Below are 24,540 nucleotides of genomic sequence, written 5' to 3' on the forward strand. Positions count from 1 at the left end.
CCGCCTCCCGGCGGGAGGATGTGGTTGTCATTCGCCGGCCCTCGTCGCGCGCTGTTCGGCAACGAACGCTCGGATCGCCTCCGGTCCGACGTCGGCACCGATCAGGTCTTTGGTGACGCGTCCGAGGGACACCGCCGTCAGTACCCGCTCGGCCAAGTCGTAGTTGTCGTCGACGAAAAGATACGGCTTGGCGATCATCAGCGCGGCGACACCGTGTGCGGCGGTCCAGAATTCGAGCACCACCGGTGTCGGGTCCCCTTTGTCGATGATCCCTTCGTCCATCAACCGCTCGATGGTCTCGGCAAAGTGCACAAATGCCGAGTCCCCCAGCACGGTGTCCGTATCGGTTCCCTCAGGACACTGCTTCATCGTCGCGACCCGGTAGAGCTCGGCGTTCTCCACCGCAAAGCGCACATACGCCAGCCCCTGCGCGTGCGCCGCCTGCCAGCTGTCCTCGTATCGGGCACCGGCCAGGCGCATGACCTCGTCGAGCCTGGTGAAGTAGTGCGCCACGACCTCGCTGATCAACGCGTCTTTGTCTGCGAAGTGGATGTAGATCGACGGCGGTGAAACCCCCACCCGGTTGGACACCGCCCTGATGGATACCGCCGATTCGTCACCGGTCTCCAACAGCAAATCAGTTGCCGCTGCGAGGATCTCCGCTCGCAACTGTTCCCCCGAGCCGCGCGGAGACCTCTGCCTCCGAAGTCGCTCGGTTGTCATGTCCACCTTCCTCACTCAGACCGAAGCGGTCATGGAACTTACGTAGGGGTGCCGGCGCCCACCAGTTTGCCCGACCCGCGACCTTCATGAAGGCAGGAACCAAGAACATCCGGATCAACGTGGCATCCATCAGCACCGCCAAGGCCAGCCCCACGCCGAACATCCGCATGAACGACACCTGTGAGAACGCGATGCCGGCGAAGACCACAGCCATCAGCAATGCAGCGGCCGTCACCACCCGGCCGGTACGGGCGATACCGAGGGCAACCGCACGATCGCTGTCGGCCCGGGTTTTGCCCGACTTGAGCCATTCCTCCCGTATCCGCGACAGCAGGAAGACCTCGTAGTCCATCGACAACCCGAAGGCGATGCAGAACATCAGCACCGGCATGTTGGCGATCAGGGTTCCGGTAGTGGTGCTTCCCAGCCCGCCCAGATTGCCCTCCTGGAAGATCCAGACCATGGCGCCGAAGGTGGCGGTCAGCGAGAACACGTTGAGCACCAATGCCTTCAGCGGGAGAAGCAATGATCCGGTCAGCATGAACAGCAGCACAAACGTGGTGACGCCGATGACGGCGAACACCGCTGGTAGGTGATCGATAATGCTGTCGACGTTGTCACGATTCGACTGGGCCAGACCACTGAACAGCGGGTCTATCCCCTCGGGCGTCGGCACCGCTCGCAGGGCGTCGAGCTGATCGGATCCCTGGGTCGAGAACGGATCGACGGTCGAGGACACGGTGACAAACGCATCGTCGCCTGCCGCCATATCCGCGCTTCCGGGACCCGCACGTTGGCCGTCGACAAACGTGCCGACCGGGGTGAGCACCGCGGTGACATCAGAAACCCGGGAGAGCTCTTGACCATAGCCGGCCACTTCGTCATCACCCATCTGCACCGCGTCCGGGATGACGATGTTCACCGCCGCAGAAGCATTCTGCGAGTACTCGTTTCGGAGTTCATCGCCCAGTATCCGGGACGATGCCGAGGACGGCAGCACCCGATCGTCGGGGTACCCGAACTTGATACCGAGGAACGGTGCACCCAGGACCAGCAGCAACGCGACCACCGCCAACCCCACCGGAATCGCATGGCGCAGCACGAATCGCGTGCTGCGATACCACATCGATTCCTCGGGTTCGAGAACCCTGGGTTCGGGCCTGCGGAGCATTCGACGGATGGGTTTACGCACGTCGAGAGAGTCGATTCGGTCGCCAAGCAACGCAATCAGCGCCGGTGCCACGATGAGTGCCGCCGCGGCCGCAAGAGCGACAACCGCCAGCCCCGCATAGGCGAACGATCGCAAGAAATACATCGGGAAGATGCCCATCGCAGCCAACGACAAGGCAACTGTCACCGCAGAGAACAGCACGGTACGCCCGGCAGTCTTCACCGTGATCGCCAACGCCTCATCGCGGTCGCGGCCGGCATGTACTTCTTCGCGATACCGATTGATGATCAGCAGTGTGTAGTCGATGGCCAACGCCAGCCCCAGCGCCGTGGTGAGGTTGAGGGCAAAGACCGACACATCGGCGAACAACGTGAACCCGCGGAGTACCGCGGTCGTTCCGATGATCGCGAAAATGCCGATGGCCAAAGGCAATACCGCCGCAACCAGTCCGCCGAACACCCAGATGAGCAGGACGAAGCTGATGGGGATCGCCACGGCTTCAGCAATGAACAGGTCGCGGCTGGTCTGTTCGTTGACCTGCGAGTACACGAGCGCCTGTCCACCGACGAGTACGTCGATACCCGGGAACTGATCGGCGAACGCGGTGCCGGTGAATCGGTCGTCGATTTTCTGACCATTGGCCGCAGCATCGCGATCGCCACCCGACACCGTGCTGACGATGAGTCCCGACGTCCGGTCGGCCGAAATCAGTGCCGTGGCCGCCTCCGGGTTCGTCCAGGCCGAAATGATCGGGCGCTGAACGAATTCCATCTCCTCCAGGTCGGCGATGATCGCATCGGCTGCTGCCCTCGCGTCGTCACTGTCCGCGATGTTCGTGGTGTCAGCGTCATGCAGCCGCACCACCACCTGCAGTCCGCCGCGACCGAACTCGTCGTCCAGTATCGAAATCGCATTGGCGGATTCTGAACTCGGATCCTGAAATCCACCGGCCGCGAGTTCCCCGGCAACGGACGATCCGAGGACCCCGCAGACGATCAAGATGAGCAGCGCGCCACCCAGGACACGTTTTGGTGCGGCAATAACGCCGCGAGCGAGTGACGACAACACCGGGACATCCTTCCGGGGATTCTCAAGTGATCGTCGTTAAGTTAACAGCCCTATTTTAGGGAGGTCAATGGTTTCTAGCCTTGCAAACCATGTGGGCGGATTCCCGGACGGGCTGCAGACCCATCACGACGACCCAGGTCCGCGATCACAGCGGCCGACTCAAGCCGCCGACTCGACCAACCGAATCTCGTCGGCGCTCATGCCCAGACCTCGCATGACAGTGCGCATCTCGCGATTCACCACCCGCTCTTCGTCGCCAAGGAATCCGATCACCCGAAAGACTTCGCGTAGGCGGACGGCAGGACGGACGAGTTCGACAAGATGATGTAGCGGCGTTCGACGCAGGCCCATCTTGCCTGCCACGGGTTGTTCCACCCACCGAGTCGAGATGGATGAGAACGACATCGACAACATGGGCCGCAGCATCACGGTCATCATCGCGGTGACCATTCCAGGGACAAACGGGAGATCGAGGCGATATCCCTCGCGCAACAACGCCCGGGTCAAGGTCTTCGACCATTCGTCGGGTTCGAGATCAAACTCGGCACCGACCGCAAACATATCTTGGGCTGCAGCAAAATTCGTGGGCAACAGCGCCTCGTCCACGCCGATGACGTGCCCGATCCACCGCCACAGGTGCGTTATCGCCTCGTGTTCGGCGGCCGAGTACTGGATACCGAAGTCACCTGCGATCGTCATCGGCAACGCGAGAAAGCCCGCACCGATCGTCAACGCGGTATACGTCTGATTGATCGGCACACCCCAACTGATCTCATCCCACTCCCCCGACGATGCGATCCGGTCTCGCACCATCGCGTGGATCAGACGGATGCGCAACGTCTTCGACCAGCCTTCGTTGCCAGGGACCATCTGCCCGGGCGCCGTCGCCAGTGCGACCCATCGGCCGGTGCTGAGCACCCGGTCGTAGGTGTTCTCGGCCAGCTGCCCGGTGGCGACCAGTGGCCGAACAAAGCCGGGAGCCTGATAGCCGTAGATCAGGGACTGGTAGAGGGTGCTCGACTGCAGGGTTCCAAATTTCCACCACGCGCGCGCACCGGCGTGCGCGAGTGCCGGGTCGAACCACGGCGGGAGCTCGGAAGCCGCGTCGAGCAGTGCACGCAAGTGGGGTGGGGCATCGTTCCGCCGGGCGACGGAATCGTCGAGGATCGCCTGGATGTCCGCCCAGCCGTAGTCGGTCAGCTCGTGCATCTCACCGATGACCGCCTGCGCGAGTGGATCTCCTTCGCGCAGGCCGTTGTCGAGTTGGTCGACCAGTTCGGGGTGGCGAGACCGGACAGAATCCCAGTTGGCCGCACCGGTGATCTCTGATGCCCTCATAAAGAACATCGTGATCTTTGTACGTGCGGGTCGTCAAGAACTCGCTTGGTCACGTTTCGGGGCATGTACGTCGGGCAGCGAGACCGCTGCGCCACCGACGCCGGAGAAACCCTCCCAGATCAGGTCGGTCACGTGATCGACGAGTTCGGTGCGATCCATCGTGCGCGTTTCACTCCACCACTGCACCGCCGTCCAGATGGCGCCGATGACAGCGCGTGCCCACGGGGCGGCCGCTCGGCGGTTCCCGTCGATCTGAGTGAAACCGATGTCGAGGACATGCTCCAGGAATCCGGTGACCTGCGAATCACCGACGCCGGCCTGCATCCTCGGGGCGAGTACGGCAGACAGCTCCGGGTTGTCCTCCATCCAACGCGCGAGCACGTCGACCGTCGCCCGGGTCTGCACTCGCGGATCCTTGACCTCGTTGAGAACCGCAGCCATGTCGGCGGTGAGCCGAGCCGCATGACGGCGAGTGAGCGCGGTCAACAGGTCATCACGATCGGTGAATGCCGCATACACCGCCGATCGGGTCAATCCCGCACGCTTTGCCACACCCGCCAGCCCGAACTCCGAGCGATGCCCCGCGATCTCCAACTCGGCGGCGTCGAGCAGTTCTTCACGACGCGAGTCGAGGTCGACACCGGGTCCCGGTGGTCGCCCGCGGCTGCGTCGCGCGGATGATTCAGACATGGGTGGCATATTGCCACCAGGGTACAAAGTCCCTATGTCTCGGCATCGACCTCTCAACAGATGTTGCAGCACTATCCGGGACTGGCCTGCACCGGGAACCCTTGTCACACGAGTCCCGACCGTCCATGAGATTCTGATCAGGCTTCACAGCACGCCCCTATAGCCCAACTGGCAGAGGCAACGGACTTAAAATCCGTCAAGTGTGGGTTCGAATCCCACTGGGGGCACCTATCCAGGTAATTTCGTCCTGCACGACGCACCGCAACCCCCGGCCGAAATTGGAGTTTTCTGTTGAGCATTCGAGATTTCGTCCTAACCTCTTACCTGACCCACAACACTGTCAACGGCCAGTCGGGGGAACGAGCATGAAGACTTCATCGAGTTCACGGGCCACCAAGATCGGAATGGTCGCAACTGCCCTTGCGGCGGCCCTGACCATCGGAATCTGTGGCCCCGGTACGGCAGCGGCGGCAACCACCGAGGACCTTGCCGAGGTCATCGAGTCCGGTCTCAAGCAACCCGCGAGCGACGTCATCCTCAACGGCACCAGCACGTCGTCGACACCGGTTGGCAACGGTCCGGAAAGTAGCTCTTTCTTGCCGGCGTTCGCATACGGACTGTTCAATCCGGACGTGGCACCTCCCGGCGCGAATGACTGGGGTTGCATACCGCAGGACGGTCAAGAACCCGTCGTTCTCGTCCACGGCACCTGGGAAAACGCCTATGACAATTGGGCTTTCATGTCGCCGGCCCTGAAGGCGGCCGGCCTGTGTGTGTACGCGTTGAACTACGGCACGTTGCCGATTCAGGACGGCGGCGGACTCGGAAACGTCGTTCCCGGCGCCAACGGCAATGGCGATATCGCGCAGTCGGCCGGTCAACTGGCCACATTCGTCGATCGCGTTCTCGCCTCGACCGGCGCGACAAAGGTCAACATCGTCGGCCATTCACAAGGCGGCCTGATGGCGCGGCAGTACCTCAAGTTCAACGGTGGCGCGGACAAAGTCGACAGCCTCGTCACACTCGGTGCCACCAACCACGGGACCAGCCTGCTGGGTATCGGCACATTGGGCCGGACCATCAACAACCTCGGGATCGACATCCTCGGCCCGGTTGCGCTTGTGGTCGGGGTAGCCGGGATCCAGCAGGTCTATGACTCGGAGTTCCTCAAAACCCTCAATGCCGACGGCGACACCGTCCCCGGCGTCAAGTACACGGTGATCGGCACGAGGTATGACGAGGTCACCACGCCGTATGACTCGACATTCCTCACCTCTGGCCCGGGAGCGACCGTCAACAACGTCACCCTGCAAGACGGTTGCGAGGTCGACACATCCGATCATCTCTCGATGAGCTATTCGCCGCGTGCAGCGTCGATCACTGCGCGGGCCGTCGGCGGAACAAACGATGACGGACGCCCGGTAGCGATCGTGTGCGAACCGAACGCCTGGCTCTTCGGCTAGACGGCTCGAGCGACGACCAGCTCTCACGCATAGGTGAGTGTGGTCGTCCCGAACAGGTAATGGCAGGTCTGCACGGTATTCGAGGCGGTTCCGCTGACCGTCACCAGCACCTTTCCGGCACCGACGTGAAGGACGCCACCAGTCCAGGCCGGGTGGCCCGGATAGCCGTAGATGGGCGCCTGAGCATCCCAGTTCGCCATCTTGAACGTTCCGCTCTGCCACGTCGCAAGATTCAGCCACGCCACGGTCAGCGTGTTCTGGGCGTATATCGGCTTCGCACCGATCGGCTCGATGAGCACCACCACCAGGCTGTCATCGGTGCTCGTCGGACCCGCCAGAGCATGGCCCTGAGGGCAGCCCGGGCTGGGAAACGGCAGCACCGTGAACCGCGACGGCGGAGCCGTGATCGCGCCGGCCGGACCTGCCGCCACAAAAGGTGTCAGCAGCGCCAAGAACGCTGCAGCAAAGAATCCAGAGAACCAGGCGCGTCGTGACATGTGAGACTCCTGAGGCAGGTACCACTGGGCCGCGATGTGGGTCGAACCCTACGCCGCGCGCCACCGACGCGCAGCACGAGCTCAATACAGAACCCAAATCCTTTGGTACACAGATGATCCCGCGTCCACCCCAGCCCTTCAACTCGACGCAGGCGGTCAAGCGCCGGCAGCCGACCGGGCAGCCCGCGCCTGCCATCGAAGTCGCCCGATCGCCCGCCGATGTCGCCGTGCCGGAGTAGAGAGGTAGACAGGATCGCGTGTCCCCCGACAGCGAAAGGACTTGATCATGAACGAGGCCGAACTGATCCGCGACGCATTCAGCCGGATTTCCGAGGAGGTTCACGCAACGCTCTCCGACCTTCCCGAGGCCGCGCTCACCTACCGGCTCGACCCCGACGCCAACACGATCGCATGGCTGATCTGGCACCTGACCCGCGTCCAGGACGACCATGTCGCGGGAGTCGCGAACTCCGAGCAGATCTGGACAGCGCAGGACTGGTACGGCCGGTTCGCGCTGCCCTTCGATGTCGGGGCCATCGGCTATGGACAGTCGAGCGACGACGTCGAGCAGGTTCAGCCCACCATCGGCCTCCTGCTCGGGTATCACGACGCCGTCCAGGAAAGAACCGCCGCATTCGTCGAAAACCTGAGGTCAGAAGACCTCGACACCGTGGTCGACCGGAACTGGGATCCGCCCGTCACCCTTGGCGTCCGCCTGGTCAGCGTCATTGCCGACGATCTCCAGCACGTCGGCCAAGCCGCATTCATCGCCGGCGTCTTCGCCCGCACAGCGTCCTGATCCAATCCGAACGTTGGGAGTCTGAGAACTCGCCAAGAATGGTTGTGCACAACTGAATTGTGCACTAGGTTCAGACATGTGACCGCACTTCGTTTGGACAGCCAACTCTGCTTCGCCCTGTATTCGGCATCGCGGGCGACCACCGCCGCGTATCGCCCGATGCTCGACGAGATCGGGCTGACATACCCGCAATACCTGGTTCTGCTGGTGTTGTGGGAGGAGAAGTCGATCACGGTCCGCCGACTTGGGCAACGGCTACAACTGGATTCGGGCACCCTCTCACCGCTGCTGAAGAGGCTGGAGGCAACCGGTTACGTCCGGCGTGACCGCTCCCCGACCGACGAGCGGTCGGTCGAGGTCACGCTCACCGACGCCGGTCGTGCACTCGAATCGAAAGCCCAGTGTGTGCCCGAACAGCTCTTTGCTGCAACGGGTTTGGACTTGGACCAGGTCACAGAGCTGCGCGAAACTATCCAGCGGCTCACCGTCGCACTACGCGATTCCGGCAATCCGGCCGGTTCGTGAACAGCCACTTTTCGAAAGGCAACACCATGAAAGCTCTCTACACCGCAGAAGCACTCGCCACCGGTGACGGCCGAAACGGTCACGCCCGCACCACCGACGGCAAGGTCGATGTCGATCTTTCGATTCCAAAAGAGATGGGCGGCAACGGCATCGGAACCAACCCGGAGCAGCTCTTCGCGGCCGGGTACGCAGCCTGCTTCCATTCGGCACTACGCTTGGTCGCCGGGCAGGAAAAGGCTGACGTCACAGACTCCACCGTGGGCGCTCGTGTCTCGATCGGAAGTCTCGACAACGGCGGCTTCGGCCTGGCCGTCGAGTTGGAAGTGGCGCTCCCGAACCTCGATCACAACACCGCAACCGCACTGGCCGACAAAGCGCACCAGGTCTGCCCCTACTCCAACGCCACCCGCGGGAACATCGACGTCAAGCTCGTGGTGACCGACGACTGAGCGGACTCACTCAACCGAACAGACGACGGCAGTCGGCGGGTCAAATGGCCCGCCAGCTGCCGTTTTTCCGTCACTACTCCGCCGTTTCGCAGCGCCAACCGTGCCGCGGCACCGCCCATGTGGTTGATAATGCCGGGATGAGATCGCGGAACAAGATCCTGGACGCCACACTCGGCCTGATCGCCACCGAGGGTTTCGACGGGGTCAACATCGCCGCTGTGGCCACCGCCGCCGGCGTTTCCCGCCAAACCGTCTACTCGATCTTCGGCACTCGAGAAGACCTCGTCTCTCAGGCCATCTCGGGGCTGACCATAGAGATTCTCGGCGACATCCGCAGCCACCTGGAGGCCGTGGAGACACCGGTGGGCTACATCGTCGAACTCATCGTCGCCGGTCGGGCAACGGTCAGAAGCCACCCGGCACTCGCGGCCCTGCTCCATGCGGAAGTCGGCAACCCGATCTTCGACACCGACATGATCTCCCGCGCAAAACCGATTGCCCAGGAATTGCTCGCGCCGCTCACGGAACGATATGCCGAGGTCAAAGACCATATCGACGATATCGTCGCGATGGGTCTGCGGTTGGGTCTGTCGACAGTGCTCTTCGAAGATGAAGATGTCGCCGAGGACGAGGATCTACGAAACTTCCTGACCCGCTGGCTGGCTCCAGCGATGCAGTCCTGGATCGAATCGCCCAACATCTCTTGACACTTTTGGGTGGCACTGTCTAACTTTACCGGGCGACCAACCCGCGTCCGCGGCGTTTCTTCGGTCGACGATGAACAGCAAACCGGGGGGCAATGTTGTCTGAAATAAAGCGCCGTGCATTTTTGGCCGGAGCAGCAGCAGTCGGAGTGGCCGCGGCGAGTTCAACAGTGGCACACGCAAAGTCGACACCGATCGCGCGTACACCTGCCGCACGGACACCAGTCACTCGCGAGGACCACCGGGTCATCGTGATCGGCTCCGGCTTCGGTGGTGGTGTGGCCGCGCTGCGTTTGACCGAAGCCGGCGTGCCGGTGACCATCCTCGAGCGTGGCCGCCGGTGGGCAACCGGGCCGAACTCCAATACATTTCCCCTCGCCACAGCCCCGGACAAGCGGATTCTCTGGCACAAGGGCGCCCCGCAGCTGTTTGGCAGGCCTGCCGTCTTCGAGCCGTACACCGGACTGATCGAAGCGATCATCGGCCAGAACATGACCGCCCTGTGCGCGGCCGGGGTCGGCGGCGGATCCCTTGTCTACCAAGGGATGACGTTGCAACCGGACGAGTCCGTCTTCAATGCCAACTTCCCGGAAGCACTCGACTGGAAGACCATGAACCGGGTGCACTACCCGCGAGTGGCGCAGATGCTCAAGCTCCAGGTCGCACCCGACGAACTGATCGCAACCCCCAATTACCAAGCCCCCAGAATGTTTGCCGAGAGCGCCAAACGCGTGGGTCTACCGGTGTCGAAGATCCCGATGCCCATCGACTGGAACTACGCACTCGACGAGCTGCGAGGCAAGATGAAGCCCTCGTATACGAACGGCGACGGCGCCCTCGGCGTCAACAACGGCGGCAAACACTCGGTCGACGTCACCTACATCGCCGCCGCCGAGGCGACCGGCCTCGCCACCGTCCACACCCTGCACGAGGTCACCGATGTCGAACGGACGGACGACGGCCGCTGGCGGGTCCACGTCGAGCGCACCGACACCAGCGGCACCGTCCTGGAGAACAAAATTCTCACCACCAACGCGCTGGTGATGGCGGCGGGCAGCATGAACACCACGAACCTGCTGATGCGGGCGGCCGGCAAGGGTGCCATCGGAGACATGCCCGACGGACTCGGCGGCAACTGGGGCACCAACGCCGACCGCATCTACCTGTGGACCAACCCGGCGACCGGGTTCGGCACGCCACAGGGCGGTCCCGTGGTCTACGGCAGTCGCAATTGGAACGACCCGAAGTCTGCGTTCACGATCATCCAGGCGTCCATCCCGAGCCTGGGTGTCGACGCCCGCAGCACGATGATGGTCGGATTCGGGGTCAGCGCCGACCGCGGCCGTTTCGCCTACGACTCGGCGACCGACAACGCGACGCTGCACTGGCCCATCGACGGCGACTCCGACATCCAGAAGGGCCACATCGGTCCCGCTGTCCAGAAGATCGCCGGATCCTCGACCCTGACCACCGACACGAATCTGACGTTCCCGTCCACCTGGCATCCACTCGGTGGCGCGAGCATGGGTTCGGTCTGCGACCTCCAGGGACGCGTCCAGGGACAGAAGGGTCTCTATGTCCTCGACGGCGCGCTGATGCCGGGCAACTCCGCAGCGTGCAACCCGTCGATGACCATCGCCGCAGTCGCCGAACGCGCGATGGACCACCTCGTCCGCGAGGACGTCGGAACCATCATCTGAGGGGTCCGCCAGCCCCGGCGGACCGGCAACGCTCAACCAGTAGCCCAAATCCGTTGCTGTGTAACAGAAATGCCGTTTACGCATCAGCGACGCCGGCCGCCACGGGCAGATACCCGGGGCGGCCACCACAGGGGCGCAATCGACCCGGAAGGGCCCGATTCGGCGTCGGCGGACCAACTCGCGTTGCCCCGTTCCAGCAGATCTGCACATTCGTGCCAGTCTCAACGCACGGCGCGCCGCGACATAACCGCAGGTCAAAGGCTCACAGAAAAACCGACACACCCAACTTGCTCCCAGCACTATCGGTTTCGGCGAATCCGTGCAACACTATGTACCAGGGACGTGTTAATGCGTTCTGCAGGAAAAAAGAGAGAAGTACTTTAATATGGCACAGGGAACTGTGAAATGGTTCAACGGCGAAAAAGGCTTCGGCTTCATCGCCCCCGACGGCGGTTCAGATGACGTCTTCGTTCATTACTCCGAGATCCAGGGCGGCGGCTTCCGCACCCTCGAGGAGAACCAGCGAGTCGAGTTCGAAATCGGCCAGGGCGCCAAAGGCCCCCAGGCTACCGGAGTGACCGCGATCTAAGATCGTCAGACTTCAAAAAAGTGGGTTGACCAGCGAGAAATCGCGGGTCGCCCACTTTTTTGCGTCCAGTCCTTTCGGTAGTGACACTACCGATCAACGGTGGTCAACCGTCTTTGCTGACCACACCTGTTCACCACCCCGACCACATGTCGTGGTCAGACCAGTCAGTGCGTGAGGACCATCTCGTGTGTCTGCACGAGATCCTGCGAACCGCCTGGGCCCGTCTTCGCGTGCTCGATGAGCACCGACGCGGTCTCGCCCTTCAGCCTCAGCACCATCACCCCGTTGTCGAACCACGGTCCGGCGTCGACCTGCCAGGTGATCGCATGATCACCGAGGCCCGCCCGGCGTGCGAGGAAGTGCATGAATTTGACCACGGGCCGCCGGATCGCAAGCCGATTCACCACCCGAATCGGCAGGTCGAGCGGGTTGCGGAACGGCGACATCGTCAGCTGGTACAGCATTGTGTTGTTCGGCGGGGTGTCGGTCAGTTCCGCCTGTGCGACGTAAGAACAGTGCACGTCGCCGGACAGCCATAGAATGCTCGCAGGCGGTTGCGGGCGGCTCACCAGCTCCCCGACGAGGGTCACCATCTGCTCGAAGGAATTGCCGAACGCAGCCCAATGCTCGAGATCGAGGGCCAGGCGCAACTTCTCCCCTACCTTGGCCCACCGGCGACCCCAGGCACCTTGTGCGACAGCTTCATTCCACTGTTCGAGCTGGTGAAGCGCAGGCAGCATCAGATACGGCAGCGACGTACCGAACACGATATGCCGGGCGTCGGTGGTCAATGCCTGCTCACAGAGCCATTTCCATTCGAGCTCGTCGAGCATTGCTCGCCCGTCCGGTGTGAGGTCCCGTGAGCACCTCGAGTCGATCATGATGATCCGGGTGTTGCCCAGATCCCGGACGTAACTCCAGCGGGCCGACGCCGGATCACTGTCGGCGCGAAGTGCAAAGTCCGACAGGAGCTTTTCTCGTTCCTCTGCACTGCCTGCCGACCGAACCGCGAGGTAGAGTTCGTCCTTCGCCAGTTCATTCGGCGAGAGGTTACCCAGATGCTGGTAGACCCAGTACGAGGAGAACGCCCCCACCACCCGTCGGTGCCACCAAGGTTTCTGCTCCATCTCCGCCCGCCAGTCCGACGACGAGTTCCAGTCGTCGCGCAGGTCGTGGTCATCAAGGATCATGCAGCTCGGAATGGTGGCCATCAACCCGGTCACCTGCGGCGCTCCCCAGGATTCGCGGTAGAGCCACGTGTACTCCTCGAAGTCGCAGATCTCTTCGAAGACCTCGTCACCCAGTTCTGGATCGTTCTGTGCTTCGCGGCGCTCACGGAGCAGTGCCTTGATCTCGGGCGAAGGATCATCGGCATACACCTGGTCTCCGAGCAACAGCAGCAATTGCGGCCACAGCTCGGCGTCCTGGTCTTTCACCTGTGCCGCCAACCCGGCGAGTCCGTCGGCACCGATCGCCTTGAGCCGATCGTCGTCGTAGGTATCGCCTCGACGACAGGAACCGAACGCGACAGTCAGTGCGTCGTCGTGTGCCGCCGTCCGCAGCTGTCCTTCGGCACAGATCACCGGAGTCGCTTCCGAACCCGGATTGCCCGACGGCGTCAGCGTCACCGTGTAGTCGATGACGCTGCCGGAGGGAAGACCGACCAACTGCACGATCGCAAAGTGATGTCCGTGCACGGACCATGTGTTCTCGGCGCCGATCTGGCCGGTTGACGTCCGGACCTCGGCGTTGCACTCGTCCTCGGTTTCCACCCAGACCGTGGCTCTCGTGGTGTCGACGTAACGGAGGATCGGACCGAGAACGAGCGTCGGCGTTGTTGTGCTCATCCCTCATACGGTTTCATCGATCCACCGGTTCCGCACCATTTCCTGGTCACAGTCGGCTTTGCGCCAATCGGCAGCCTGTTCGGGCCCTGCCTTCACGGCGCGTCGATGGCGGCCCGGGGGACCACGCAGGAACACTCCCCCTGACCGATGCGACTCGCGGCCGGCAGATTGATACCCACCAACGCTCGGCCCCGACAATCGCCCCGCAGAGGACCGGTTGAGTGCTCACTGCCGCCAACCCGAGGACGATGCGCAGTGTGGATCCGAAAAGCTTTTTGCAACAACGGGATTGACCGAGCATGACACAACAGACAGCCGCGACCGGGGCGGCGCGACGACGACTACGCGACGCCAGGGGCGGTATCACCTCCCACGGCAGGGTCGACGTCTCCATCCGATCCGCCCCCGGGCGCCCGGCGCATTGTCGCGGTACATTATCCCGTGCATTGTTAGGCACGCTTAGAACATTGAATAGCGCGATCTCGACCCACTTATCCTGAATGACGTTGAGTCAAAATCGCAGGAACATCCAGATTAATTTGCCAGTTATCGAAGGAATCAAAGACATCTAATATCTGTGCGAGGTCCATACTGTCCCGCACAGATAGAAAGCAATGCGAACTATCTCGTGGAGTCAACCACCTCGCGGACAACGCTTTTCAGCTATCACCAGGACCTTTAAATGGCAGTCATTCCATCCGATACATGGTTACATCACAAAAAGTTTGATTCTGTAACGATCAACTGGTAACGCGAGATACTAGTTCTGAGTTCGAAACAAACCAGCGGAATGAGTCAAGATGAACAAGCAGACCAAAGCAGCAATGGCAGCCGGCGCAGGCGCGATCCTGTTGCTCGGCGGCGCCGGCAGTTTAGCTTTTTGGGGCGACGAGAGCGATGTCCTCGACAGCGACATCAACTCCGGTCAACTCTCGCTTGGCGATTGCGCGGACGGCGGCGCATGGACCGATATAACGAAGCCTTCTCCAGCATTGCCGGTCCCGATCACGGATATCGAAGCATTCCTGATCGTCCCCGGCGACAAAGTCTCCTACACGTGCACCACAACCCTGACTGCCACCGGCAACAACTTGGCCGCAGAGCTCACGGCAACCATCGGAGCCGCAACCGGGAACGCTGAACTGGTGGCTGCTCTCGGCACGCCGGAGGTGACTGTAGAACTGGACGGAGTCGACCTGCCCACGGGAACGGCAGTAGAGATCGCCCCCCAGACCAGTGGGTCCGTAGACATCGTTGTCGAGGTGGCCATCGAGTTCGATCCAGCCACGTCCGGGACAATCGCGCAGAACCAGACGGTCAATCTGGCCAACACCAAGCTCAAGCTCGACCAGCTCCCCAACCCAGCACCCTAGTTCGTGAGGAAATATCGGTGGTGGGCACTGGTTTCTGTAGCCGTGCTTGTGCTGACGCTGTTGTCCACGCAACAGACCGGAGCATTGTGGCGTGATCAGGATTCCACGCCCAGTGCCACCATCCGATCAGGCGAGTTGAAAATTCTCGCCGGTGGAGTGAACAACTACCTTTGGGCAGATTTCGGTGGGCAGAACCTCTCACCCGGGTCGGTTGTGCAAAAACCATTGACGATCACTGTCGCGGGCGATACGAATCGCCCGATGAAAACGGTATACCGACTGCAGTCCCTGGCAACGAGTTCAACGGATGTACCGCTGGCTTTTACCGCGTGGATTGTCAGCAATGCGGGTAGCTGCCCGGTGTCGGGTGACCCGAACAACGTTGTCGGCGGTCCCTGGACAAGTTTTCCAGCCCCCACTCCGGCTCGTTCATTGGATACCGGCAACTCCGAGGTGTGGTGTCTTCGAGCCTCCGTCGGGCAAGCGGCTCCACAAAATAAAAGCAGCACCGTTATTCTCGGCTTCCGGACGGACCAAACAGCATGACAAGCACCATTTCCACAGACGATCGGACGGGCGCACTGTGGTGGTTCCGCAGCATCGTGAGCTGGTGCCTGCTTTTCGCGATGCTCGCGGTCTTGACGATCACCATTCTGATTCCGTTCGTGGCCGGTGCCGAGAGATTCACGGTGTTGACAGGATCGATGCGGCCGACATATCCGCCAGGGACTTTGATAATCGTCAAACCAGTTGACATCGACGAACTCCGCATCGGCACTCCCGTCACCTACCAGTTGAAAAGTGGTAAGTCCGCGGTGGTGACCCACAGAATAGTTGGCACAACCCTGAGCGCCCGCGGTGAACGAACTTTCACCACACAGGGTGACGCCAACGACATTCCGGACGAGAAGCCCGTAGTTGAGGAACAGATCAAGGGCAAGGTGTGGTACAGCATCCCCTACCTGGGGTACGTGAACAACTGGCTCACGGGTCAGCAACGTGCGTGGACCATCGGGGTGCTCGTGGTCGGACTGTTCACATACGCGGCAGTCCTGATGATCAGCGCCGTGCAAGACGGGCGAAGGGCCCGACGCGAGAAGTCGGTGACAGAGGATGCAAGCCATGCCGATTCGCATTGATCGAGCAGCACTCAAAGAGATGATCAGCGGCCCGCTCGGAGTGAGAATACGTGCGCTACTTGCCCTTTGCATGATTTTTGGCTTCGGCGCCGTGGGCACCCTCGCCCTGTGGAGCAACTCCGCGACTGCAACGTCGGGCGAGTTCAAGACAGGTGTTGTCGATCTACGTGTCAATGGCGTGAAGCAGCACCCATTCGCTGGTTCACCAGGGTCCAGCATGGCGGGCATGTTGCCCGGAGAAAGCCAGGCGGTGACGTTGACAGTGCAGAATACGTTGTCGACGCTCCCGATCACGTACACGATGGCCGCCAGTACACCGTCCGGGAGTCCCGTCCTCGGCAACTATCTACGAATGACTGTCCACAGCACGGGAACCCCCACGAATGGAACCTCAGGTGGTCTGAGGAACGGGACTTGCAGCGGTACCGTGTTGGGCACTTCGCTACTGCATGCAGGTAGCTCAACCCCGGTGGTGACCCAACCCCGACCTCTGAGCGCAGGAGTCGGTGGTACTCCAAGCACCAGCACGCAAGCTCTATGCATCATCGTTGCGCTGGCTCAAGAAGCTCCCATCACAGTGCAGGCCCAGGCGGTAGCGAGCATCACGCTGAACTTCAGTGCGACGTCGACATGAGTGAACTCGTAGTTCCTGTCCCCGAGCGACCACGGCACAAGCGCCTTATCCGTGAGATCGCGCTGACCGTCTCCGCCCTAGCCGGCCTGTTCTGTTTGATCGCGATGCTCGCGGCGATCTTCTTCGGTATCACTCCCCTGGTGTTTCGTTCGGGCTCAATGGAGCCCACCATCTCCACCGGTGCACTGGCATTCGCACAGAATGTGCCGGCAGCAGACATCAAGGTCGGCGATGTCGTCAGCGTTGAAAATCAACAGGGCATTCGCATCACACACCGCGTCGCATCAGTTGACTCGTCCGCGGACGGAGCCGTCTCGATGACACTTCGGGGTGACGCGAACGGTGTGCCCGATGCCGAGAGTTACGTGGTCGATTCGGCGGAACGCATCGTCTTCCATGTCGACGGTCTCGGTTACCTCGCAGCATGGCTCGATACTCCTGCTGCAAAAATCCTCGGTGGAGGTGTCGCACTTGGCCTGCTGTGGCTCGTCGTATTCCCCAACGGTCGGCGCCCGTCATCCGATACCACCGAAGTCTCCGGATCAGCGACCTCCGGTCGCACGGCGGGCGGGGTCTGCCTAGTAGCCCTCGGACTGGCAACGGTCATAGTGATCGGTGCCGGACACTTTCAAGGCACCATGGCCGCATACTCCAATTCGGCCAGCGGCACAACAGGTTCGTTCACCGCGAAAAGTCAGTTTGTGCCACGTATCGACAGCATCGTGAGCGGTTTGAATTATGTGACCTGCCAGGACGATTTACCAGGATATCCCCGGAGTACGCCCACCATCAGCTGGCGACACATCGGCCCGCCCTACCAGTACCGCGTCATACTCCGCGAGTCGATCAGCGGCGCCATCTGGCGAACATGGGATATCACGCCGGCGAACACGGTCGCCGCCGGTACAACGCTCTCCGCGACCCTGAACGCCTTCGGCTTTCCCTCGAGCCTTTCCACGACCTCATACGACGCTGAGATCCACACGATGCTTCCGGGCGGGGCTGTCTCACCAGATTGGCGGGGCTACCGGGTCACCAGAGACCCGACCACCTTGGCTCGCGAGAACATGAGATGCGCCGTGGTTGCTCCGTATCAGGCAGATCAAACGGGCGGATACATCGCGCCGCCATCATCTATCAGCTGCGCGAACAACGTGAAATCAGCCACCATCGCCTGGGCCGCGATCCCAGGAAGCACCTACCAGGTCAGCATTCGTGATCCGTTGACTGGCAACGTAGTCTACTCGGCCATCGTCGCCGCCCCGTCCGTCACGATTCTCTACGCGAACCTGAGCGGCCTCACCGGCACCACCGCACGAGCGGAGATTCGTACGCGGACAGTGAGCGGAAACTTCTCTACCGGGTACGCGTCGTATAACCTCACAGCCGATTTCTCGAACGGCGTCGTCTGCGCTGGTGCCGGGCCATCCGCAGCGCGAGTTCCACCCAGCACCACTTCGTCTACCACCCCGACGACAACGCCCGCGCCAACGACCACACCGTCAACGACCACACCGTCAACGACGGACACCGAACCGGTGCCGTCGAACACTCCGCCCAGCGACACGAGTACGACCGCGCCGCCCATCACAACGACGCCCACTCCTGATATCCCTGTGGAACAACCACTTTCGCCGGCCACGCGCTCAGCCTCGGGAGACTATTCAGCCCAACTGGTGCAGGCAGCCACGGGACCGGTCGTCATCATCCGCGACGCGTCGGATGTGGAGGAATATCGCACACCGGCATCAAACAACACCGTTGCCGAATGGGTCGACGGTTCAGACGAGTTGAAGGTTACAGACTCGTCCGGAGCCTGGACCCTCGCTCGCACGTCTGGGAGATGGGTGAAATCTCCGTATGTAACAACGGTTCTCGAGACACCGACCTCCGACGGTCCAATTCCGCCGCCGGCGGAGCAGCCGCCATCAGCAAGCGAAGAGGTCCCCGCCGAAGGTTAGTTCGCCACCACACGTCAGTTCTGGCTTATTTCAGTTGCCATTTCACGGTCACGCTGAAACCGACCGTCTGCTGACCTGGTTCGAGCGGAACCGAACTGTCCAGCATCGCGCTCCGTTGTTCAGATACCGGAGCCGCCTGCCCTGATGTCGTCTCGTCGATCGTCAGCACGGCGCCGAGATCATCACCTGACAGATTCGCGTATTGCTCAGCGCGACTCCGTGCGTCGTTGAAGGCTTCTTCCCTGGCGTTGTCCACCAACGCGGAATCGTCGTCGATGACAAACGACACATTGCTGATCCGGACGTCGTTACCCCCGGCCTCGGCGGCGACCTTGAGCACGTCCGACCCCTTGGCGAGATCGCGGATGTCCACCCGGATCGAGTTGGTCGCCCGGTAACCCGAGATCTGGCTCGAACCCCCTGGAGCCGGACTCGTGTAGTCGGGAGAGACAGTGACCTGCTGGGTCTGCACATCTTCGCGGGGCACACCGGCATTCACCACCGCATCGGTCACTGCGGTGATCTGCGCGTTGGCGGCATTGATCGCAGTGGACACGTCGTCGCCGGTCGTCTCGACCCCGATGTCGACCCGCAGCGTGTCCGGCGCACCCTTGACCTCACCGCTGCCGACCACCGTCACCGATCGCTGGTTCCCCGGATCCGACGGATTGTCGTCGCCGCATGCGACCAATGCGAGCATCAGCACCGCGGAGCCGGCAACTGCCATGGCAGTCCTGCGGGGTTTCGGTGCGTTCAGCGCTTGTGCGCGGGCATTTTTCGAAGGTTCTCTGTTCTCCACGTCAGGACTGTATCGAGGATCGCAGCGCCGTCACCGACAATGCTGACAACAGATCCCACGACCACCGCTCATGCAGTGCGACGTTTCACCGCGTGACCGCGGCGCAGTTGTCAGTGCTCAGATGGACGCCACGCAGCCATTCCCAGGAATGTGATGACGATCTGCTTCTCGGTCCGCCGGATCAACTCTTCTTCTTCACGGGTGTTCCGCGGATCCAGCTCGACCAATTCGGCGACCGCGTGGAGCATCACGGTGACGATCAGATCGCCGGCCACCTCGAGATCATCCGCGGGCCAGTGTGCCAACTCGGGAATCCGGGACAGATCGATGGCCAGCTCCCGGGAGAGCAGCTTGAGCTCGGTGTCGATGGCGCGACGGACCTCGGTGCTGCCGCCGTATTGCTCTCGTACGAGAAACCGGAACTGCGATTCGTTGGCGCGGGCCTGCCGGACCACCACGGCCAGAGAGTCCTTTGCAGTGGGCATCGCCGTGCGGGCAGCGAGATCGCGTCGCCCATCGCGCAACATGCGACGCAGGGTCCGCATCGCATCCTCGACCAGGGTGACACCCACCTCTTCCATCGAGGCGAAGTGCCGGTAGAAGGCTGTCGGTACGATCCCGGCCCGCTTGGTCACCTCGCGCAGACTGATCGACGAGAAGCTGCGTTCACCGACCAATTCGAGTGTCTCGTCGAGTAGCGCCTGGCGGGTCCGGCTTTTCTGCTCGGCCCGGGTCCGCGACACCTCGGCAACACGCTCAGACGACGCAGAATCACGCCGAGAACCACTGTGGGTGCTCGAGCTGTGATGTTTCGAAATCCGCGACACGCAGCTGAGTGTACGTCTGTACACCAGCGATTTCCGCAACCCCGCATTCAAAATGTGCCGGCCGTTACACAAAGAACCCTTGACGACAAGGGGGCCGATGATGCGACACTGCTAGTGAACAGTCGTGCACTGAACGAAAGGACTCGACCATGTCGAGAACCATTTCCAGATTCCTCGGCCCAGTACTCGAAGCTGCCCTCACCCCCCACGCGGTCGATCGCTACCTGGAGCTGATCGATCCCCGCATCACCTGGAACGAGATGCGCGCCGAGATCGTCGACGTGCAACACCGCTCCCCACGGTCGGTGACGCTGCAACTGCGTCCGACCCGCCAGTGGACCGGATTCGAAGCCGGTCAATTCATCCAGGTCAGCACTGTAGTCAACGGTGTTCGGCATACGCGCTGTTACTCGCCGGCCAACAGTGCCACCACGCGGGACCACATCGAGCTGACAGTGACCGCGCACGACGACGGAGTCGTCTCCCGGCACCTGCGCGACCACGCCGCACCCGGACAGGTCCTGGGACTCTCGCCTGCGGCCGGGACCTTCACGCTGCCCGCCGCGCGACCCGACCGGATGATCTTCATCAGCGGCGGCAGCGGTGTTACACCTGTGCTCTCAATGTTGAGAACACTTGTAGCCGAGAACTATCGTGGTCGCGTCGACTTCATCCACTATGCGCGCAGCGCCGACGATCACCCGTACGCTCGTGAGCTCGGCGCAATCGCCGCCGATCACCCCGAGTGGAACATCGACACGCATTTCACCCGCCCAACCGGCGACAGGTCGTTGGCGGAGCACTTTCGCCCCGAGCACCTGCCCAGCGCCCATGCAGTGGATACGCCGGTCTTTCTCTGTGGCCCGTCCGCGCTCCACTACAGCGTGCGTGACCACCTGACGGACATCGGTGCGATCGACAATCTGCACATCGAGCAATTTGTGCTCACCACACCGGCCGACGATGACGATGCCCCTGCACATGGGCAGATCAGCTTCGCCGCCAGTGGCAAGAACGCACCCAACAACGGCGCGTCGATCCTCGAACAGGCCGAGAGCGCCGGATTGCAACCAGAATTCGGCTGCCGGATGGGCATTTGTTTCTCGTGCAGCGCGATCAAGCGCTCTGGGCTGACCAAGAACATCCTCACCGGCGACACCGACACCGAATCCGATCAGCACATCCAACTCTGCATCAGCAAGCCGGTCGGCGACTGCGTCATCGACATCTGACACGTCGGCGAAAGCCCCCCCCCCCGCCTGCCCTGACATCCCCATTTCCGACACCTCTATAGGAGTCACCATGACCACCACAGAACTCGTCCTGACACACGAAAAGGTCGAAGAACTCGGCCACGAACTCGACGCACTGCGCGCCCGGGTCGTCGCCGACCTCGGCGACGCCGATCGTGAGTACATCTACTCCATCATCAAGACGCAGCGCGCCCTTGAGGTTGCCGGACGCGCCCTGATGTATTTCCCGTTCATCCCACCGGCCTGGCTTGCCGGCGTCGGGGCATTGAGTGTCTCGAAGATCCTCGACAACATGGAGATCGGGCACAACGTCATGCACGGCCAGTACGACTGGATGCGTGAACCCGGCCTGAACTCACGCGAGTTCGAATGGGACACAGTCTGTCCGGCAGATCAGTGGCGACACAGCCACAACTACATGCACCACACCTTCACCAACATCGTGGGCCAGGACCGCGACATCGGCTACGGCATCCTGCGCATGGACCGCGACCAGAAGTGGAACCCCTACTACCTGGGCAACCTCGCCTGGGCGAGCGCACTGATGGTGCTGTTCGAATGGGGTGTGATGCTGCACGACCTCGAGACCGAGAACATCCTGGCAGGCAAACGTAAGTGGACCGATGTCAAGGGTCTGGTGAAGGGCATGTGGCGCAAGGCCAGCCGACAGGTCGTCAAGGACTACGTCATCTACCCCGCGCTCACCGGTCCGTTTTTTGTCAGCACGCTGGTGGGTAACGCGAGCGCCAACCTGGCTCGCAACCTGTGGACGTTCTCCATCATCTTCTGCGGCCACTTCCCTTCCGGTGTACAGACTTTCAGCCAGGAAGAGACCAAAGACGAAACCCGTGGCCAGTGGTACCTGCGTCAGATGCTCGGGTCGGCCAACATCAGCGGCACGCCGTTGTTCCACATCATGAGCGGCAACCTCTCGCACCAGATCGAGCACCATATCTTCCCCGACATCCCGGCCAACCGTTACCCGCAGATCGCCGGCGAGGTCCGCGAACTCTGCGAGCGCTACGGATTGCCTTACAACACCGGCAGTTTCAGCCATCAGATCGGATCGACCTGGCGGAAGATCGCCCGGCTGTCATTGCCCAACTCGTGGCTGGCCGATGATGCACAGTTCAGTGTTAAGGTCGAGTCCAAAGTTGCTGCCTAACGCCGAATCTTCTGACGAAATGGGACGATTCCGGCATCGACACGGAAGGCCCGCATGGTCTCGCAATTCGAACGCAACAAGGACATCGCCCAGGAACTGATCGAACAGACCACTCATCGGGTCGGGCGGATCGCGTCGATCATCACCGGAGCAGTCGTCGACGTCACCAGGGAAATCGGTGATCTGATCACCGACGGCATCGAGATGCGTGAGGCGTCCAAGCGCGCACGTATCGACGAGACCGAACGCACAGACGGTCCGAGCATTTAGATGACCGCGCCGATCTACGAGCGGCGCAACCTCGCGATGGCGATCCTTGCCTTCGCAATGTTCATGGATCTCATGGACGTGACGATCGTCAACGTGGCGATCCCTTCCATCCGCGGTGATCTCGACGCCTCCCCGGCACAGATCGAATGGTTGGTCGGCGGCTACGTGTTGGCGTTCGCCAGTGTCCTCATCACGGCCGGACGTCTCGGGGACCGTTATGGACGCCAAAAGGTCTTCCTCATCGGAATCGTCGGTTTCACCCTGGCTTCGGTCCTCGCGTCGACCGCGCAGACCGGCAGCATTCTGGTGGCTTCGCGGGTGCTGCAGGGCTTCTTTGCCGGGCTGATGGTTCCGCAGGTTCTGGCCAACGTGCAGGTCCTCTACCGTCCCAAGGAACGCGCGCCGGTCTTTGCGATCCTCGGCACCATCACCGCGATGGCCGCGGTGATCGGTCCGGTTCTCGGCGGCTGGTTGGTCACCGACAACCCGTTGGGTGGCGAGTGGCGGGCGATCTTCTTCATCAATGTCCCGATCGGCATCATCATTGCGGTTGCCGGCTGGTTCCTGATCCCCGACACCAAGTCCGAGAAGGTCACCAATCTCGATCTACTCGGCGTGGTGCTCGCCGTGGGTGGCGTCCTGTTGCTCGTCTATCCCCTGGTGGAGGGACGACAACTGGGCTGGCCCACCTGGTCATTCGTGATGATGGCGCTGTCGCCGGTGGCGTTGGCCGCATTCGTGTTCCAGCAACGGCGACGCACGACCGAGGGCAGCGCGCTGATCCCCCTCCGTCTGTTCGGTAACCGCGGGTTCGTCGGTGGTTCGGCCATCCAGTTCCTGTTCCAGGGCTCGATCACGTCGTTCTTCCTGATACTGGCGCTCTACGTCCAGGTAGGTCTCGGCTTCGAGGCCATCACGGCCGGCGCGATGACGCTGCCGTTCAGTATCGGTGCCACGATCGCCGCCGGTATCGGAGCCGCGTTGACCACTCGACTCGGACGCAACCTGCCGTTGATCGGTGGCCTCATGATGAGCGCAGGCACCGCCTGGACCATTGTGGTGATCCGAGACGCAGACGCGGCGTTCTCTAGCTGGGACACGGTCTTCCCGATGGCACTGGCCGGTCTCGGTCTGACCATTATGTTGGTGCCATTGCTCGATATCGCGCTGTCCACGGTGGACGTGTCCGATTCCGGTGCGGCGTCGGGCACGTTGAACACGTTCGCCCAGATCGGCGGCGCGGTCGGTGTGGCCGTCACCGGCGTGCTGTTCTTCGGTGAGGCCGGTCGCTACACCCAGCCAGAACTGCTTCATGCATTCACGATCGCCGCCTGGGTGCCGATCTGCGGATACGCCCTATGTGCTGCGGCCAGCTTCCTGTTGCCCGGGCTCAATGCCGTCAAAAAGCACGCCGAAGAGCAGGAACGCCTCGCCGAACTGGAAGAATCCAGCCCCGCCCAGCCCCGATGATGTGGTGTTTTGGCGAACAAAAGCGCAGGTGAGCTGCACCAAAACAGCACACCATCGGGAGATGGAGGCGCGGTGGGCGCAAATGT

The 24,540-nt window shown here is 62.0% G+C and carries 25 protein-coding genes and 1 tRNA gene; 18 read left to right on the forward strand and 8 right to left on the reverse strand.

The window, feature by feature from the left end:
• Positions 1-27: 27 nt before the first annotated feature.
• The 4 genes from AC1D75_RS24685 to AC1D75_RS24700 form a co-directional block, all read right to left on the reverse strand.
• Entirely contained in the window at positions 28-669 is a 642-nt protein-coding gene (locus AC1D75_RS24685) for a TetR/AcrR family transcriptional regulator (RefSeq protein WP_495517968.1), read from the reverse strand.
• Complete coding sequence (locus AC1D75_RS24690) at positions 638-2,962, reverse strand: MMPL family transporter (protein WP_495517969.1); 2,325 nt, start codon at positions 2,960-2,962, stop codon at positions 638-640. Before AC1D75_RS24690 ends, AC1D75_RS24685 begins: the two co-directional genes overlap by 32 nt.
• A gap of 159 nt (positions 2,963-3,121) precedes the next feature.
• Entirely contained in the window at positions 3,122-4,300 is a 1,179-nt protein-coding gene (locus AC1D75_RS24695) for an oxygenase MpaB family protein (RefSeq protein ID WP_495517970.1), read from the reverse strand.
• A gap of 33 nt (positions 4,301-4,333) precedes the next feature.
• Positions 4,334-4,990, reverse strand: coding sequence for a TetR/AcrR family transcriptional regulator (locus AC1D75_RS24700; RefSeq protein WP_495517971.1), 657 nt, complete (start codon positions 4,988-4,990; stop codon positions 4,334-4,336).
• Positions 4,991-5,143: 153 nt separating this feature from the next.
• Here AC1D75_RS24700 and AC1D75_RS24705 point away from each other — a divergent pair.
• Both AC1D75_RS24705 and AC1D75_RS24710 read left to right on the forward strand, forming a co-directional pair.
• Positions 5,144-5,217 (forward strand) — tRNA-Leu (locus tag AC1D75_RS24705).
• Between the two features lie 138 nt (positions 5,218-5,355).
• On the forward strand, positions 5,356-6,453 hold the full coding sequence (locus AC1D75_RS24710; protein WP_495517972.1) for an esterase/lipase family protein: 1,098 nt from the start codon (positions 5,356-5,358) through the stop codon (positions 6,451-6,453).
• A 23-nt stretch (positions 6,454-6,476) separates the two neighbouring features.
• Here AC1D75_RS24710 and AC1D75_RS24715 read toward each other — a convergent pair whose 3' ends face one another.
• A complete protein-coding gene (locus AC1D75_RS24715) occupies positions 6,477-6,950 on the reverse strand; it encodes a hypothetical protein (RefSeq protein WP_495517973.1) in 474 nt (157 codons plus the stop codon).
• Positions 6,951-7,063: 113 nt separating this feature from the next.
• Between AC1D75_RS24715 and AC1D75_RS24720 the strand changes: the two genes are divergently transcribed.
• The 7 genes from AC1D75_RS24720 to AC1D75_RS24750 all read left to right on the forward strand — a co-directional run bounded on the left by AC1D75_RS24720 (position 7,064) and on the right by AC1D75_RS24750 (position 11,716).
• On the forward strand, positions 7,064-7,189 hold the full coding sequence (locus AC1D75_RS24720) for a hypothetical protein (RefSeq protein WP_495517974.1): 126 nt from the start codon (positions 7,064-7,066) through the stop codon (positions 7,187-7,189).
• Positions 7,190-7,236: 47 nt separating this feature from the next.
• Positions 7,237-7,749 carry a mycothiol transferase gene (locus AC1D75_RS24725; protein WP_495517975.1) on the forward strand — a complete coding sequence of 171 codons (513 nt, stop codon included), beginning with the start codon at positions 7,237-7,239 and terminating at the stop codon, positions 7,747-7,749.
• Between the two features lie 78 nt (positions 7,750-7,827).
• On the forward strand, positions 7,828-8,274 hold the full coding sequence (locus AC1D75_RS24730) for a MarR family winged helix-turn-helix transcriptional regulator (protein WP_495517976.1): 447 nt from the start codon (positions 7,828-7,830) through the stop codon (positions 8,272-8,274).
• A 26-nt stretch (positions 8,275-8,300) separates the two neighbouring features.
• Positions 8,301-8,723 (forward strand): organic hydroperoxide resistance protein, encoded by a 423-nt coding sequence (locus tag AC1D75_RS24735; protein WP_495517977.1) that lies wholly within the window; start codon positions 8,301-8,303, stop codon positions 8,721-8,723.
• Between the two features lie 137 nt (positions 8,724-8,860).
• Positions 8,861-9,430 carry a TetR/AcrR family transcriptional regulator gene (locus tag AC1D75_RS24740; protein ID WP_495517978.1) on the forward strand — a complete coding sequence of 190 codons (570 nt, stop codon included), beginning with the start codon at positions 8,861-8,863 and terminating at the stop codon, positions 9,428-9,430.
• A gap of 95 nt (positions 9,431-9,525) precedes the next feature.
• The gene (locus AC1D75_RS24745; protein ID WP_495518407.1) at positions 9,526-11,127 is read left to right on the forward strand and encodes a GMC oxidoreductase; all 1,602 of its coding nucleotides are present in this window, start codon (positions 9,526-9,528) and stop codon (positions 11,125-11,127) included.
• A 385-nt stretch (positions 11,128-11,512) separates the two neighbouring features.
• Complete coding sequence (locus tag AC1D75_RS24750; protein WP_020108824.1) at positions 11,513-11,716, forward strand: cold-shock protein; 204 nt, start codon at positions 11,513-11,515, stop codon at positions 11,714-11,716.
• Between the two features lie 164 nt (positions 11,717-11,880).
• Here the strand turns inward: AC1D75_RS24750 and AC1D75_RS24755 are convergent, their stop codons facing one another.
• Positions 11,881-13,563, reverse strand: coding sequence for a DUF7800 domain-containing protein (locus AC1D75_RS24755; RefSeq protein WP_495517979.1), 1,683 nt, complete (start codon positions 13,561-13,563; stop codon positions 11,881-11,883).
• An 800-nt stretch (positions 13,564-14,363) separates the two neighbouring features.
• On the opposite strand from AC1D75_RS24755, the gene AC1D75_RS24760 reads away from it, so the two are divergent.
• Genes AC1D75_RS24760 through AC1D75_RS24780 form a run of 5 tightly spaced genes read left to right on the forward strand, consistent with a single transcriptional unit; the run spans position 14,364 to position 18,670 of the window.
• On the forward strand, positions 14,364-14,936 hold the full coding sequence (locus tag AC1D75_RS24760) for an alternate-type signal peptide domain-containing protein (protein ID WP_495517980.1): 573 nt from the start codon (positions 14,364-14,366) through the stop codon (positions 14,934-14,936).
• 3 nt (positions 14,937-14,939) lie between these two features.
• Positions 14,940-15,482 carry a hypothetical protein gene (locus AC1D75_RS24765; RefSeq protein ID WP_495517981.1) on the forward strand — a complete coding sequence of 181 codons (543 nt, stop codon included), beginning with the start codon at positions 14,940-14,942 and terminating at the stop codon, positions 15,480-15,482.
• Entirely contained in the window at positions 15,479-16,075 is a 597-nt protein-coding gene (locus tag AC1D75_RS24770; RefSeq protein ID WP_495517982.1) for a signal peptidase I, read from the forward strand. The genes AC1D75_RS24765 and AC1D75_RS24770 overlap by 4 nt, the downstream gene beginning before the upstream one ends.
• A gap of 19 nt (positions 16,076-16,094) precedes the next feature.
• On the forward strand, positions 16,095-16,709 hold the full coding sequence (locus tag AC1D75_RS24775) for a SipW-dependent-type signal peptide-containing protein (RefSeq protein ID WP_495518408.1): 615 nt from the start codon (positions 16,095-16,097) through the stop codon (positions 16,707-16,709).
• Positions 16,706-18,670: a signal peptidase I gene (locus tag AC1D75_RS24780; protein ID WP_495517983.1), complete on the forward strand. Its 1,965-nt coding sequence runs from the start codon at positions 16,706-16,708 to the stop codon at positions 18,668-18,670. The genes AC1D75_RS24775 and AC1D75_RS24780 overlap by 4 nt, the downstream gene beginning before the upstream one ends.
• A gap of 25 nt (positions 18,671-18,695) precedes the next feature.
• Here the strand turns inward: AC1D75_RS24780 and AC1D75_RS24785 are convergent, their stop codons facing one another.
• The gene (locus AC1D75_RS24785; RefSeq protein ID WP_495517984.1) at positions 18,696-19,397 is read right to left on the reverse strand and encodes an SIMPL domain-containing protein; all 702 of its coding nucleotides are present in this window, start codon (positions 19,395-19,397) and stop codon (positions 18,696-18,698) included.
• Positions 19,398-19,579: 182 nt separating this feature from the next.
• Positions 19,580-20,296, reverse strand: a complete 717-nt coding sequence (locus tag AC1D75_RS24790; RefSeq protein ID WP_495517985.1) for a TetR family transcriptional regulator — start codon at positions 20,294-20,296, stop codon at positions 19,580-19,582.
• Positions 20,297-20,445: 149 nt separating this feature from the next.
• Here AC1D75_RS24790 and AC1D75_RS24795 point away from each other — a divergent pair, with 149 nt between their 5' ends.
• The 4 genes from AC1D75_RS24795 (at position 20,446) to AC1D75_RS24810 (ending at position 24,454) form a co-directional block, all read left to right on the forward strand.
• Positions 20,446-21,528: a ferredoxin reductase gene (locus AC1D75_RS24795; protein ID WP_495517986.1), complete on the forward strand. Its 1,083-nt coding sequence runs from the start codon at positions 20,446-20,448 to the stop codon at positions 21,526-21,528.
• Positions 21,529-21,598: 70 nt separating this feature from the next.
• Entirely contained in the window at positions 21,599-22,714 is a 1,116-nt protein-coding gene (locus tag AC1D75_RS24800) for a fatty acid desaturase family protein (protein WP_495517987.1), read from the forward strand.
• A gap of 54 nt (positions 22,715-22,768) precedes the next feature.
• On the forward strand, positions 22,769-22,984 hold the full coding sequence (locus tag AC1D75_RS24805) for a hypothetical protein (RefSeq protein WP_495517988.1): 216 nt from the start codon (positions 22,769-22,771) through the stop codon (positions 22,982-22,984).
• The gene (locus AC1D75_RS24810; protein ID WP_495517989.1) at positions 22,985-24,454 is read left to right on the forward strand and encodes a DHA2 family efflux MFS transporter permease subunit; all 1,470 of its coding nucleotides are present in this window, start codon (positions 22,985-22,987) and stop codon (positions 24,452-24,454) included.
• Positions 24,455-24,540 lie beyond the last annotated feature (86 nt).

It is taken from the genome of Williamsia sp. Y712 (assembly GCF_059445525.1).

Bases quoted from the DNA above. Each gene is read 5' to 3' on its own strand.
- AC1D75_RS24695 (WP_495517970.1), bottom strand. From the start codon at position 4,300: ATGAGGGCATCAGAGATCACCGGTGCGGCCAACTGGGATTCTGTCCGG.
- AC1D75_RS24700 (WP_495517971.1), bottom strand. From the start codon at position 4,990: ATGTCTGAATCATCCGCGCGACGCAGCCGCGGGCGACCACCGGGACCC.
- AC1D75_RS24710 (WP_495517972.1), top strand. From the start codon at position 5,356: ATGAAGACTTCATCGAGTTCACGGGCCACCAAGATCGGAATGGTCGCA.
- AC1D75_RS24715 (WP_495517973.1), bottom strand. From the start codon at position 6,950: ATGTCACGACGCGCCTGGTTCTCTGGATTCTTTGCTGCAGCGTTCTTG.
- AC1D75_RS24720 (WP_495517974.1), top strand. From the start codon at position 7,064: ATGATCCCGCGTCCACCCCAGCCCTTCAACTCGACGCAGGCGGTCAAG.
- AC1D75_RS24725 (WP_495517975.1), top strand. From the start codon at position 7,237: ATGAACGAGGCCGAACTGATCCGCGACGCATTCAGCCGGATTTCCGAG.
- AC1D75_RS24735 (WP_495517977.1), top strand. From the start codon at position 8,301: ATGAAAGCTCTCTACACCGCAGAAGCACTCGCCACCGGTGACGGCCGA.
- AC1D75_RS24740 (WP_495517978.1), top strand. From the start codon at position 8,861: ATGAGATCGCGGAACAAGATCCTGGACGCCACACTCGGCCTGATCGCC.
- AC1D75_RS24750 (WP_020108824.1), top strand. From the start codon at position 11,513: ATGGCACAGGGAACTGTGAAATGGTTCAACGGCGAAAAAGGCTTCGGC.
- AC1D75_RS24755 (WP_495517979.1), bottom strand. From the start codon at position 13,563: ATGAGCACAACAACGCCGACGCTCGTTCTCGGTCCGATCCTCCGTTAC.
- AC1D75_RS24760 (WP_495517980.1), top strand. From the start codon at position 14,364: ATGAACAAGCAGACCAAAGCAGCAATGGCAGCCGGCGCAGGCGCGATC.
- AC1D75_RS24770 (WP_495517982.1), top strand. From the start codon at position 15,479: ATGACAAGCACCATTTCCACAGACGATCGGACGGGCGCACTGTGGTGG.
- AC1D75_RS24775 (WP_495518408.1), top strand. From the start codon at position 16,095: ATGATCAGCGGCCCGCTCGGAGTGAGAATACGTGCGCTACTTGCCCTT.
- AC1D75_RS24780 (WP_495517983.1), top strand. From the start codon at position 16,706: ATGAGTGAACTCGTAGTTCCTGTCCCCGAGCGACCACGGCACAAGCGC.
- AC1D75_RS24785 (WP_495517984.1), bottom strand. From the start codon at position 19,397: ATGGCAGTTGCCGGCTCCGCGGTGCTGATGCTCGCATTGGTCGCATGC.
- AC1D75_RS24795 (WP_495517986.1), top strand. From the start codon at position 20,446: ATGTCGAGAACCATTTCCAGATTCCTCGGCCCAGTACTCGAAGCTGCC.
- AC1D75_RS24800 (WP_495517987.1), top strand. From the start codon at position 21,599: ATGACCACCACAGAACTCGTCCTGACACACGAAAAGGTCGAAGAACTC.
- AC1D75_RS24805 (WP_495517988.1), top strand. From the start codon at position 22,769: ATGGTCTCGCAATTCGAACGCAACAAGGACATCGCCCAGGAACTGATC.
- AC1D75_RS24810 (WP_495517989.1), top strand. From the start codon at position 22,985: ATGACCGCGCCGATCTACGAGCGGCGCAACCTCGCGATGGCGATCCTT.